This window comes from Micromonospora sp. ANENR4, assembly GCF_015354395.1.
Taxonomy (GTDB): domain Bacteria; phylum Actinomycetota; class Actinomycetes; order Mycobacteriales; family Micromonosporaceae; genus Micromonospora; species Micromonospora aurantiaca.
Window position 1 is genome coordinate 285757 of sequence record NZ_JADKYQ010000010.1, and the last position, 11197, is coordinate 296953.

The 11197-nt window shown below is 70.5% G+C and carries 14 protein-coding genes and 1 pseudogene; 5 read left to right on the top strand and 10 right to left on the bottom strand.

Going from position 1 to position 11197, the window contains the following annotated elements; all coding sequences use genetic code 11:
• The first annotated feature begins 65 nt into the window (after window positions 1–65).
• Window positions 66–656: a hypothetical protein gene (locus IRY44_RS19820; protein WP_194801774.1), complete on the top strand. Its 591-nt coding sequence runs from the start codon at window positions 66–68 to the stop codon at window positions 654–656.
• On the opposite strand, the gene IRY44_RS19825 is transcribed toward IRY44_RS19820, so the two are convergent.
• Window positions 570–944, bottom strand: a complete 375-nt coding sequence (locus tag IRY44_RS19825; RefSeq protein ID WP_194801775.1) for a hypothetical protein — start codon at window positions 942–944, stop codon at window positions 570–572. The two genes, IRY44_RS19820 and IRY44_RS19825, sit on opposite strands and share 87 nt — an antisense overlap.
• Before the next feature lie 73 nt (window positions 945–1017).
• Window positions 1018–1770, bottom strand: a complete 753-nt coding sequence (locus tag IRY44_RS19830; protein ID WP_194801776.1) for a GNAT family N-acetyltransferase — start codon at window positions 1768–1770, stop codon at window positions 1018–1020.
• Window positions 1771–2175: 405 nt separating this feature from the next.
• Here IRY44_RS19830 and IRY44_RS19835 point away from each other — a divergent pair, with 405 nt between their 5' ends.
• Complete coding sequence (locus tag IRY44_RS19835) at window positions 2176–2667, top strand: DinB family protein (RefSeq protein WP_269696806.1); 492 nt, start codon at window positions 2176–2178, stop codon at window positions 2665–2667.
• A 122-nt stretch (window positions 2668–2789) separates the two neighbouring features.
• Entirely contained in the window at window positions 2790–3794 is a 1005-nt protein-coding gene (locus tag IRY44_RS19840; protein ID WP_228532402.1) for a hypothetical protein, read from the top strand.
• Between the two features lie 28 nt (window positions 3795–3822).
• On the opposite strand, the gene IRY44_RS19845 is transcribed toward IRY44_RS19840, so the two are convergent.
• From IRY44_RS19845 to IRY44_RS19855, 3 genes are all read right to left on the bottom strand, one after another.
• Window positions 3823–4434: a DUF6000 family protein gene (locus tag IRY44_RS19845; RefSeq protein WP_194801777.1), complete on the bottom strand. Its 612-nt coding sequence runs from the start codon at window positions 4432–4434 to the stop codon at window positions 3823–3825.
• Between the two features lie 21 nt (window positions 4435–4455).
• On the bottom strand, window positions 4456–5037 hold the full coding sequence (locus IRY44_RS19850) for a dihydrofolate reductase family protein (protein WP_194801778.1): 582 nt from the start codon (window positions 5035–5037) through the stop codon (window positions 4456–4458).
• 66 nt (window positions 5038–5103) lie between these two features.
• Entirely contained in the window at window positions 5104–5943 is an 840-nt protein-coding gene (locus tag IRY44_RS19855) for a helix-turn-helix domain-containing protein (protein ID WP_269696804.1), read from the bottom strand.
• A gap of 130 nt (window positions 5944–6073) precedes the next feature.
• Between IRY44_RS19855 and IRY44_RS19860 the strand changes: the two genes are divergently transcribed.
• Window positions 6074–6265, top strand: coding sequence for a hypothetical protein (locus tag IRY44_RS19860; protein WP_194801780.1), 192 nt, complete (start codon window positions 6074–6076; stop codon window positions 6263–6265).
• A gap of 48 nt (window positions 6266–6313) precedes the next feature.
• Window positions 6314–6676: a nuclear transport factor 2 family protein gene (locus IRY44_RS19865; protein WP_194801781.1), complete on the top strand. Its 363-nt coding sequence runs from the start codon at window positions 6314–6316 to the stop codon at window positions 6674–6676.
• A 69-nt stretch (window positions 6677–6745) separates the two neighbouring features.
• On the opposite strand, the gene IRY44_RS19870 is transcribed toward IRY44_RS19865, so the two are convergent.
• The 5 genes and pseudogenes from IRY44_RS19870 to IRY44_RS19880 form a co-directional block, all read right to left on the bottom strand.
• Entirely contained in the window at window positions 6746–7669 is a 924-nt protein-coding gene (locus tag IRY44_RS19870) for an AEC family transporter (RefSeq protein ID WP_194801782.1), read from the bottom strand.
• Window positions 7670–7968: 299 nt separating this feature from the next.
• Window positions 7969–9387 carry a tetratricopeptide repeat protein gene (locus IRY44_RS30765; RefSeq protein ID WP_370584973.1) on the bottom strand — a complete coding sequence of 473 codons (1419 nt, stop codon included), beginning with the start codon at window positions 9385–9387 and terminating at the stop codon, window positions 7969–7971.
• Between the two features lie 190 nt (window positions 9388–9577).
• A pseudogene (locus tag IRY44_RS30770) lies at window positions 9578–10209 on the bottom strand (DUF5984 family protein).
• The gene (locus IRY44_RS31320; RefSeq protein ID WP_370584974.1) at window positions 10100–10387 is read right to left on the bottom strand and encodes a DUF5984 family protein; all 288 of its coding nucleotides are present in this window, start codon (window positions 10385–10387) and stop codon (window positions 10100–10102) included. Before IRY44_RS31320 ends, IRY44_RS30770 begins: the two are co-directional and overlap by 110 nt.
• A 20-nt stretch (window positions 10388–10407) precedes the next feature.
• Entirely contained in the window at window positions 10408–10911 is a 504-nt protein-coding gene (locus tag IRY44_RS19880; protein ID WP_228532403.1) for a hypothetical protein, read from the bottom strand.
• Window positions 10912–11197: the final 286 nt, after the last annotated feature.

Below are 11197 nucleotides of genomic sequence, written 5' to 3' on the forward strand. Positions count from 1 at the left end.
GACACCGCGCCGGCGTTCCGAATGGTCCGGTGGCGGGCACCATCTCGGCTGCAAGGTGGGGTGACGTGGGTACCGACATCGCCGGTGGGGTGGAGCTCCGGCCGCACGGTCCGGGTTCGCCCTGGAGGCTGGCCCACGTCGGCCTGGATGCGCTACCTCGCCATTACGACGCCTTCGGGCTGCTGTTCGGTGTGCGCAACTATGCCGGGTTCGAGCCGGTCGCGCCCGGCCGTGGCGTGCCGGACGACGCCGGCGCCGACCTGCGCGCTCTCCTCGCGGACGGCGAACACGACCACACCTGGGCGACGTGGGCGCAGTTGGCATCCGTCGACTGGAGCGCGCAGGCGCCCCGTGTGGACGACCGGATCCATGAGTACGAGCTGACGAGGCAGGGGCCGCGCTTCGTGGGCAAGGCCGGACACCACGGACGAGCCTGGCGCGAGGTGGCCGGCGAGCACGCGGACCACCGGGGCAGCAGCTACCCGGAGGGAACCGAATGGCGGGCGGGCGACCGGATGTGGCGGGTGGAGCGCCTGACCCACGGTGATGTGCTGCGCGCCGACCCGCAGCTACGCGCGCTGCTCGACCGCATGCGCGAGCTTGCCGAGCGGTACGGCGACGACAACGTACGGCTCGTCGTCTGGTTCGACAGCTAGCGGCGCCCCGCGCGGCGATCCGGGTAGCCGGTCCACGACGACCGACGCCCGGTAGTGCCCGAGCCACAGTCCGACCTCGCGGGCCAGCTCGACGCCTCCGGCGCGTACCCCTTCCCGGTGTTCGTAGCCGGCCTCCTGGTCGGCGAGCACGTCGTGGACGACCAGCTCGGCGTCCGGAAGCGGCCGGGGCGGCGGCATCGCCCGGACGAGGCCGCGGCGGGCGTTCGCCGCCGGCGAACCGCGGGCGGCGGCGGTCCACCGGACGCGGACCCGCTGAATGAGGATCACCGCCCAGGTGTACCCGGGGCGCGCGGCCCAGGCCTCGGTTGTCGAACCTCAGCCCGGGCCGCCTCGCCGGGGCTCAGTTCACCGCTGTGTAGAGCCGTTGCCCGCCGGGCCGGTAGCCGACGCGCTCGTAGACCCGCCACGAATCCTCGCCACCGGCCTCCAGCCAGGCGACCTCCGCACCGGCGTTGAACAGCCGCCGGGTGACGTCGGCGGTGATGGCGGACGCCAGTCCCCGACGGCGGTAGGACGCGCGGACGGCGATGCCGGCCACCTCGCTGACCGCGCCGACGGGCGCCGCCGCACCGCCGCCGCCCGCGCAGTCACCGTCCTCGGTGACGGCCGTGACGACCACGCCACCGGTGTCCTGCTGGCGCCGGAGGCGAGCCACGTCGGCCTCGGAGGCGACCGGATCGTCGCCGAACGCCTCGTTCTGCACGCTGATCAGCGCGGCGCGCTGGGAGTCGGTACCCGGTTCGCACAGCCTCAGGTGGTCCGGCACGGGTGGGGACGCCAGCGTGTCCGGCGCGCAGACCAGGTAGGTGTGCCGGGCTTCCACGGTGAAGCCGGCGGCGGTCAGCAGCGCCTCCAGATCGGGGGCGCAACTGGTGACGTACTCCAGGCGGGGTTTGCGGTCGGCGGCGTGGAACGCCGCGACCAGGGCGGTGACGTCGGCCGCGGTGACGGCGGCGCCGGGACGCGGCGTCGCGTAGTTGACGTACGGGCTGGCCGTTGTCGGGTCCAGCCCGATCACGAACGGCCCCACCTCGACCGGCGCGGGCCGGCGGGACAGGTTGACGACGACTGATTGTTGGATGCGGGCATCCATGCTCAACGGGGGACCTCGATGCATGAGAGAAGCTGCGACGGGCGGAAGAAGCGTCGGGCCGCCCCGCCGTGTCGCAGGCACGCGACGGTCATCCGTCGCGTGGCCGACACTCAGGCGGCCGCTCGGCCTACCCGGATCACAGGCGTCATTCCCTCATGCGGAGTGCCCACGCGGTGCGCGTGGCCAATCGCAACCTTGCCCCTCCCGACCCGGACGTGTCAATCGCGTACGGCCGGACGTCGAGAAGCATCTCGCTTGTGGATCAAGATCGGGGCGGGGGTACTCGTCGGGTGCAATGGACGGACGACCTGACGGTGCGCCTCACTCGGGGAACATCGGTACGCGCCTTGTCCGCCATCTGCAAGAGGCCGCGAAACTGTCGGTGCCGGCCGCTAGCCTGCCGGCGTGACAAAGGTCGATATGGAGAAGGCCGCGCTGTGTGAGTTCCTCGAGTATCAGCGTGCCAGTGTCCGAGCCATCCTGGCCGATCTGGACCTGGCCTCGCTGCGCAAGCCGGTCCTGCCCTCCGGATGGTCGCCGCTCGGGCTGGTGGAGCATCTCGGGCATGCGGAACGCCACTGGTTCCAGGAGGTCTTTCGTGGTTCGGTGGAGCCGCTGCCCTGGCCGGACGAGAACACACCACTTCGCACGACTCGATCGCCGTCCCAGGTCTTCGGCTTCTACCGCGACCAGTGCGACGTCTCCGACGCGATCATCGCCGCGGCACCGTTGACGGCGGCACCCGCCGGCCGGCATCCGGACGAGACGCTGGCGTCGCAGACCACCGACCTGCGACGGATCGTTCTGCACGTCATCGAGGAGACCGCCCGGCACGCCGGCCACCTGGACGTCGTCCGCGAGCTGATCGACGGTCGCACCGGGCTCGGGCCGCGGTGAGACGAGCGGGGCGGAGTCGCACGACTCTGATGTCGACGGCCCTCGGCTCAGGTCGATTCCGACGGCCGCGGTAAGGGCACGGGCGAGTGGACGCGGGTCCGCGCACGCACCCTGACGGGCGCATGCAGCGGTTCTATGCTGCTGCGATGCAACCCCGCTTGGTCAACGAGGTGCGGCTGCCCGGCATTCGGCACGTCACGCAGGCAACGGGCCCTGGCTGGGTGGTCACTGAGCGAGACAGTGTCACGGTAAACCTGTTCGACCAGGAACTGCGTCGCGTGGCGCGGCTTGCGGTGCCGCTCGACGGCCCGCAGATGAAGGTCAGTGCCACCCGCCGGCTCGTGGCGGCAGGCGACGAGCAACAGATCGTCGTGCTCGACCGCGACGGCGCGATTCGCTGGCGCAGCACCTGGCAGCGACTCGGCGACAGCGCCGGCGCCGACTTCCACCTCGACGGCGACGACACCCTCTGGATCCGTTTGGCCGGCACCGGGGAACTCGTCGCCCTCCACGGCGCGAGAGGCACGGAGATCCATCGCATCCCGCTGCCCGGGCCCGAGGCCGCCTGGTTCGTGCACTCGCCCCGCAATGCCTGGACCGGCTTGACGCTGCTCGACCCCGACCGGTCAGACGCCATGCTCATCAGGCTCGACGCCGAGCACATCGTGTCGCGGCCACTGGCCGGTGGAGATCTCGCCGGTTTCAGCCCGGCAGGCGGCCGCTGTCTGACCCTGACCACCGACGGCTTCCTGTCCGTCCGCGACGTCGCGTCCGACGCAGCGATCGCAGAACGACACCTGGAAGATCTGCGGGGCGCGCCACACTGGCTCGCGGGCAACAGATACGTGGACCACGCGTTGTTCCTCACCGAGGACCTGATCCTCGTCGCCGTGAACACCGCAGACCTGCCGAACGACGCCGGGTGCCATCTCCTGCTGTCGGCGCTCGGCCTCGGGTGCCGCTCCGAGGTGCGTTACCCGCGCCACCACGGGTCCGGCTCCGTCCACCCCGCTCACCAGCCGGGCCGATGGCTCACCCGCCAGCACGAGGACGATCAGCTCCGGCTGTGGCAGCTCGACGCTCGCCTCGACGACGAGCCGCTGCCGGGCCAACTCGCGCTGCTCTGACCGCGTCGGTCACGGCGCCGCCGCACGCTCACAGCGCGCACAGATCAGCGATCAGTGCTCGATAGGTGTCGGCGTCCGGAGGCTGGGGTACGGCGCCGGCCCAGCGTTCCCACCGGCCGCCGGGTCCAAGGTAGCGGTCGGCGTGGCTCGTGCCGAGTCGCGAATCGACGTAACGCAGGGCACCCAGCGCCCAGTGCTGGTCGTAGCGGAGGTCGAGTGCGGGCAGGTAGCGGTCGAGGTATGCGGTCAGGATCTCCGCGTCCGGGTGGTCACCGAAGGCCGCGAGGGCGAAGCAGTAGCCCTGGCCGCTGAAGCAGACCTCGCTGCCCAGGAGCAGCTCGCCGACGGTCTGCCGGAACCGGGTACGCCGGTCGAGCCCGATGAGGTAGCCGGCGACCAACCGTGAGCGCCAGTTCGGCAGGCCGCCGGGTTGGAGCAGGAAGACGAGTTCCTCGTCGCTGACGCGTCGAGCATCCTGGCGCAGGGCGTACACCACTGGAGCGTTCTCGTGCGCGTCCGGACGGACGATGCCACCGTGCAGGAGGTCCAGATAGCGAGCGCTTCCCCGGTCCGACGGGGCGATGACATAGCGGCGGATGGTGCCGTCAGCTGGATCCGGTATCGGCGGCGGGAAGTCCACGGCGACATCATCCCGGATCGGTCAGCGGCGCACCCGGTAGCGCAGGTGCAGCACCCGATCGCCCTGGAGCACCACGTCCGGATCCTCCAGGAGGTGCTGCGCGTCCACTGACCCGAAGTAGCGCTTGCCGGAGCCGAACACCACTGGTACGACGTCCATGCGTACCTCGTCGACCAGGCCCGCGGCGAGCGCCTGGCCTCCGACGTCACCGGCGGCGACCTCGACGATGCGGTCCCCCGCGAGTTCCTGCGCCCTTGCCACGGCTGCCTCGACGCCGTCGACGAAGTGGAACGGCGCCGCAGGGTCCCAGCCGTCGGGCGCGGGCCGGTGGGTCACGACGACCACGTGGTCGATCCCGCTCGGCGGCGTCCCGTCCCAGCCGTCGGTCAGGTCGAAGACGTGCCGGCCGACGACAGTCACCCCGATCCGGTCCCAGTAGGGCCCGACGTAGTCGTGGGACGTCTGCGACACCTTCAGCGCGCCGCTGTCGTCCAGTGGGACGTCACCGCTTGTCAACCAGTCGAACAGCGGTCCGGGCTGGTCGTTGTCGTCCGCGACGAAGCCGTCCACCGACACCGAGCTGTACAGGACCACAGTGCCCACGCCGGTTCCCCTCTGCCTTGGATTTCCTCACGCTAGCGGGCCGTGAGCCGCGGTTCTTGTACGAAATCAATCGACCGGCAGCGGCCAGCCGTCCATCGCGTGGCCGGGGTGTTCGCGCAGGAACCGCCGCCGGACCTCGACGTACCGGGTCGGTGTGAGCCCGGTGAACGCCCGGAACTCGTGGCCGAAGTGGGCCTGGTCGAAGTAGCCCGCGCCACTGGCGAGCTCGCCCCAGTCGACGGGCCGGGCGGGGTCGATCGCGAACACGGCGGCGGCGAAGCGGTAGGTGCGGGCCAGCCGCTTCGGCGTGACGCCGACGAGTTCCTTGAACCGCTGCGTCAGATGGGTGCTGCTGACACCGGCCGCTGTCCTCAGGTCGCCGATCGGCACCGCGCCGCTCGTCGCCGCGATGACGCCGCTCGCATGCCGGACCAGCCCAAGTCCGGTGGTCTCGGACAGCCGTCCTATCAGCTCCTGTTCGAGCAGCGCCAGCATCTCGTGCGGCCCGTCCGCCGTGGCCAGCCGGTCGCGCAGCTCAGCGACGGCGGGCCGGCCCCAGACCTGCTCCAGCGTCACCGGCCGGTCGCGCAGCTCGGCCGCGGGCATCGGCAGGAACGGCGCCAGACCCCACGGCTTGACGTGTACGCCGACGGACCGGGTCGGGCACGGATAGCCGAACTCGAACGCCCGGGTGGGTGTGGTGATCACGCAGCCGTCGGCGTACTCCGTGCTCTCGATGTCGGTGCCGGCGCGGACACGGAACGGCGCCCCGAGGTTGACGATGAGCAGCGCCGCGGGCATCGGCGGCAGCGTCAGCCGGGGGTACGGGGGCGTACCCGCCAGGTAGTAGAGGTCGTCGATCAGCCCGTCCAGCGGCGGTCGCGGCACTCTGGACACGTACTCCACGCCCCACAGCATCGCGGACGCCGCGCCGTCACGGCCGACGCCCCGCCGGGCCCGGTCATCGTCCGCGACGGGCTGGGGACCGCCGTCCGGGTGCCCCACCGTGCGGTCAGGACGGCGCTACGATCCGGCGATGGCCGATGCGGGCGGTGGAGGGCAGCGACGTGAGGGCCCGGTGTCCGACTGGACGCGGATCGCCGTCAGCTACTGCCAGTACGACGTGTCGACAGTGCCGGGGGAAACCGGCATGCCGATCTACACGGGCGCGCTCAGACGATCCGGCTCCCTGACGCCCGCCCCCGGCGAGGATCGCGCGTTCTGCTGAGCGCAAAGAGGACTGCGTCCGGTCGTGCCCACGGGCCATGCTGACTCGATGGATTCGCCGAGACGCCTCACTGCCCAGGCCCTGCTCACGAACCTCTACGCGGCCTTCAACAGGCGTGACATCCCCACGCTGCTGGCCGCCATGACGCCGGACGTCTCGTGGCCCAACGGCTGGGAGGGAGGCGTCATTCACGGCCGGGACCAGGTGAGTGCCTACTGGCGCCGGCAGTGGGAGCAGCTCGATCCGACAGTAACGCCGACGGCGTTCCGCACGGAAGCCGACGGCCGCATCGCCGTCACCGTTCATCAAGTGGTCCACGACCAAGCGGGAGCGACGCTCGCCGATCACACCGTCACGCACGTATACCGCCTCGGCGACGGCCTGGTGACGGAGATGGAGATCCGGGAGTGACAGGTGCCGACGGGTGTCGGTCGGGGCGGTAGCACGGGCCGTCGGACATGGCAGAACTGTATGGCCGGGCTACCCGAGGAGCGCCGCCGCTGCGGCCAGGGTGGCCAGCGACAGCGTCGTGGTCACGACCACCGCCCGGTTGGCAACCGCCTCGCCGACGCCGTACTCCTGCGCGAAGATGAACGTGTTCTGCGCCGTCGGCAGGCCCGCGCACACCACCACGGCGAGCAACTGCGGCGCGGACAGATTCAGGGCCAGTCCGGCCGCGTACGCGATGACCGGCTGTGCGACAAGCTTCAGCGCGGTGATCACGGCCAGTTCGGCGGGCTCGGCCCGCTCTGCCCGCGACGGCGCCGTGGGGTGCAGCGACGCGCCGAGCGCGACCAGGGCGGCGGGCGCCGCGGCGCCCGCAAGCAGCGTCAGCGACGCGGCGGCCGCCGACGGCAGACGCAGGCCGGCCGCGGAGCACGCGACACCGAGCAGCGACGCCAGGATCACCGGATTGCGTACGGGCAGTGAGGCGATCCGGCGGATCCGCACCCGCCCGGCCGGGTCGCTGCGCCGGTCCAGGGCGACCACGATCACGGGCGCCACCACCAGCACCTGCAGCAGCACCACCACTGCCAGGAACGACACGTCGCCGAGAACCTGCGTCGCGATCGGGATGCCGAGGTTCGCCGAGTTCACGTACCCGGCGGCCATGCCCCAGACCGGCCGTTCGCCGGGCTCGCGACCGAACAGCCGGCTCGCGCCGCCCCAGCCGAACCCGACGACCGCGACGGTGCTCACCCCGAAGGCGAGCAGCGAGCGGCCCGCGAACCCGGACAGCGGCATCCGGGCCAGGGCCAGGAACAGGGCGGCCGGCATCGCGAGCTGGAACACGAACCGGCCGAGCACCGACGCCGCCGCCTCGCCCAGCAGTCCCCAGCGACAGGCCGCGTAACCCACAGCGGTGAGGATCCAGATCGGTACGAACGCCGACACCAGGCTCATGCGTCGCGCACGTCAGGGGCCGGCGGGCGTCCGGAGCGTACGAGCCGAGGAGCCGGGCGACGATCTCCACCTGGGCGAGGCTGTCATGGGCCTGCCGCAGGGTGAGCACGGTTCCGTGACACTCCACCGCACTCTCGCCGGTCGTCAGACACACCGACGCGCCCACGGTGCCTACCGGGTGGCCGACGGGCAGCCGAGGGCCGTCCACGCGTACATCGATCGGGAAGCCACGCGTCCAGCCTCGCATCCCGTCCGGACCTCGACCGGCACGGCCTGGTCCTGCGGCGGCTGTCGTGCGGTCAACCGGCGTAGCGGGGCTCGCTGATCCGGCGGCGGAACTCCGCGTGGGCGGTCTGGAAGACGTCGTTGAGCCGTTCGAGTTCGGACTCGGTGGGTTCTCGCCGCAGTGCCACGTCGATTTTGAAGTCGCCGTCGACGATCGCCACGTCGAGGCGGTCGAGCAGGTCCGCAGGGAGCCTGGTGATGACGAACCCACGGAACGCGTCGGCGATCGTGCCCGCCATGTCGCCGCATCCGCAGGTGCGGCCATCCAGAACCGCACCGAGGTGGCTGCGGCCGATGATCGCGTCCTGGTGTACGGGATCCATGACGGTCAGGCCCTCCTCCAGGACCGTGCGGGCCTCCGACAGCCGTGCCTCATGCTGAAGGAACAGTCCGAGGGCGATGCAGGCCCGCCCGACCATCTCATGGTCGGCGCCGCGGCGCGCCTGGTTCACTGCCTCGGTCAGCCGTTGCTCCGCCAGGTCCACCTGGCCGGCCTCCTTCAGCGCCAGACCCCAGTTGCGCAGCACCTGACTCCGCAGCTCCGGACGACCAATGCGCTCCGCCCTCGCGTACGACGACGCGTACGTGCCCAGCGCCGCCTGGGCGTCGCCGACTTCGCCCTGCGCCACAGCCAAGCCGAGCGCCGCCATCAGCGCCTCCTCCTGCCGGCCCTGCCGGTCGTACGAAGCGAGCACGCGCTCGATCGCGTCGACCCGCCCCACCTGGTCACCGAGATCACGGCCGAGGTTCGCCAGTGCGGACAAAGCATTGAGCGTCGCCTGGTGGTCGATGCCGAGCCGCTCCTCCAACGCGGCGACCAGGGAGGTGAGCAGGGGCCTGGTTGCCGGGTCGTCGTGGTCCAGCATCTGAATGACGACTCGTCCGATCTCCTCGACGACCTGGTCCGGCAGCTGGTCCAGGCCCACGAAGAGCGGCTCGCCGGTGCCACCGGCGTGCACGATCGCTGCTCGCAGCGCCAACGCGGAGGCCACCCGATCGTGCCCGTTGCGCCACAGGTTGGCCACCGCCTCCTCGACGACCTGCCGGGCACCTGCGACGTCGCCACGCTGCCGCAGCAGGTCTGCCAGTGGCTCGAGACCGAACGCGTACCCGGCGTGCTCGCGGCCGTAGAAGGCGAGCCGCTCCTGCACCCCCAGGCGCAACTCCGTCTCGGCCTCGTCGAACCGTCCGGCCATGCGCAGCGCCAAGCCCAGATTGAGTCGGCAGGTCAACTGCTCCTTGCGGGACTCGTGATCCCGCGGCGTCGCGGAGACGGCACGCCGGTAGCACTCGATCGCGCGGTCGAGCTGATCGGCGTTGAGCAGCACATTGCCGAGGTCGCACTGGGCCGAGGCCCATTCCGGGCCGCCGTGACCGTGTTTGTCAGTAACGGCCTGCAACTCGCGCGTCATGAGGTTCTCGGCATCACCCATCCGGCCCTCCCGCAACAGCGCGAAGGCCACCTCGACCGCAGTGGGGGGTGTCGTCACGAGCCGCAGTCTAGGTCCACCTACTGATGTTCCGCGTACCCCGAAGACCTCGAGCGGGGCAGGAACGGCGCCACCAACCTCCGCATCTAGCCGATAAGCGGATGATGTCCCGGTCAGGTGCTCGAAGGAATGCCTAGCCCGCCGGGGCGTCGGCCCGTTGAACGTCGCCGAGCAGCAGGCGGGCACCTTGGCGGACAACGTTCCAGTCGGTCTTCGGGGAGCGATCGAGGTTCTTGGCAAACCAGTGCCGCCGGTCTTCGTGTTCCCGCCGCAGATGGACGACGTCAAGGTCCACGCAGGTAGCCCGCCACGGCGTTCCAGCTCCTCGACCCGCTGCCCCATGGCGTCCATCAACTCTCGGTTGAGGATGTGCACGGCCTCAAGGTAAGCGGTGGTCGGGACGCTGCGTCGGACTGCGGGGTCGGCGGTGAAACCGATCTCGCCGTCGTCCTCGTGCCGCCAATCCATGGTGATCTCGTCGCGATCGCCACGGATGGCACGCCAGAATCGGAGCTTGGGAGGATTACGCAGGTAACCGAAATCCAGGTGATGCTCGCCGTGCCAGATCGCGGCCGTGACGACTGGATGGTCGGGCACGTCCGCGTTCCCGTCGTCGGTCTGTCCCTCATCCGGTTCGGCCACGAACTCGAGAGGGTCACACGTCCACTGCTCGGGGTGGGAGGCGATGAACGACTGCAGATCGTCGGGCACCGGCTCCATCACCTCGGGTGTAAGGGCAATGACGTCTTCCCAGAGCCGGGCCAGGTAGTACTCGACGTAGGGATGCGGATGAACCTCCCGGGGCGCCGCGCAGCAGCTCCTGCCCGCCTGCTTCGAGCCAGTACCAGCCCTCGGTGAGCCCGAACCAGTGGAGCCTCGGCTGGCCCCTGCCCCACGGCGACACCTCGTCGAGTGGGTACAGCTCGAACCGGAACCTGATCATCGAAGCAGTACCCAGTAACGTCACTGCGCGTATTCGGCATGAAGTTCGGCGTACGGCCGGCGTCGGTCGGGGTGGCGGCGGGTTCTGCCCATGCCGATCTCGGCGCAACAGTGCGTGCCTGGCATGCGAGCGCGATGGGCGGGGCACTCCTCGGCCAGGGCACGGACCTGGTCGGCTTCCAACTCGAACGCTTCGCGGCTGCCGGTGAGCACCAACGTGTCGGCGGCGATGTCCCACCGCCGATGATCGCGGAACTCTTGGTACCGGACTCGCCGGTGATCATCGGTCGACCGCGCCGGCCACGCCTCGCCAGGTAGGACGACGGTGTGTGGCCGACCGGTCCCCAACCGGGAACGGACCTGCTTCCACCGCGACGGCGGGAACGCGAGGCGGTGATGCAGCAACACCAGGTCGAGCGGGCGCCCCCGACCATGATGGTCAGGAACTGTCGCGCGACGTAGGGGAAGATAGACGATCGTGTGCGGCGACCGGGCAGCCAGCCCCCACGCCAGAGCGAGCAGCATCGCTGTTTCCTTGTCGAGGCAGAACTGGGCTCCAAGACGGCCCTCGTACAGACCGGCGAACCCCGGCGGCTTTGCCGGCCGCATGACCCGGTACCGATGGCGCCCGAGGTGAACGGTACTGACCATCACCGGCCATTCGTGTCCGCCCAACCGTCGACCCACTACAGCAACGCCCTTCGACCCTCGTCGTATCACCGTCCGGCAAGCATTGTCACCGGGCCCGGCACGACACGGCGACAGAGTTATCTGCGTGGCGCACCAACTGCGCCCCACTTTCGGCAGCTCA

Bases quoted from the DNA above. Each gene is read 5' to 3' on its own strand.
- IRY44_RS19830 (WP_194801776.1), bottom strand. From the start codon at position 1,770: ATGGATGCCCGCATCCAACAATCAGTCGTCGTCAACCTGTCCCGCCGG.
- IRY44_RS19840 (WP_228532402.1), top strand. From the start codon at position 2,790: ATGCAGCGGTTCTATGCTGCTGCGATGCAACCCCGCTTGGTCAACGAG.
- IRY44_RS19860 (WP_194801780.1), top strand. From the start codon at position 6,074: ATGGCCGATGCGGGCGGTGGAGGGCAGCGACGTGAGGGCCCGGTGTCC.
- IRY44_RS19865 (WP_194801781.1), top strand. From the start codon at position 6,314: ATGGATTCGCCGAGACGCCTCACTGCCCAGGCCCTGCTCACGAACCTC.
- IRY44_RS19870 (WP_194801782.1), bottom strand. From the start codon at position 7,669: ATGAGCCTGGTGTCGGCGTTCGTACCGATCTGGATCCTCACCGCTGTG.
- IRY44_RS30765 (WP_370584973.1), bottom strand. From the start codon at position 9,387: ATGGGTGATGCCGAGAACCTCATGACGCGCGAGTTGCAGGCCGTTACT.
- IRY44_RS31320 (WP_370584974.1), bottom strand. From the start codon at position 10,387: ATGATCAGGTTCCGGTTCGAGCTGTACCCACTCGACGAGGTGTCGCCG.
- IRY44_RS19880 (WP_228532403.1), bottom strand. From the start codon at position 10,911: ATGCTGCTCGCTCTGGCGTGGGGGCTGGCTGCCCGGTCGCCGCACACG.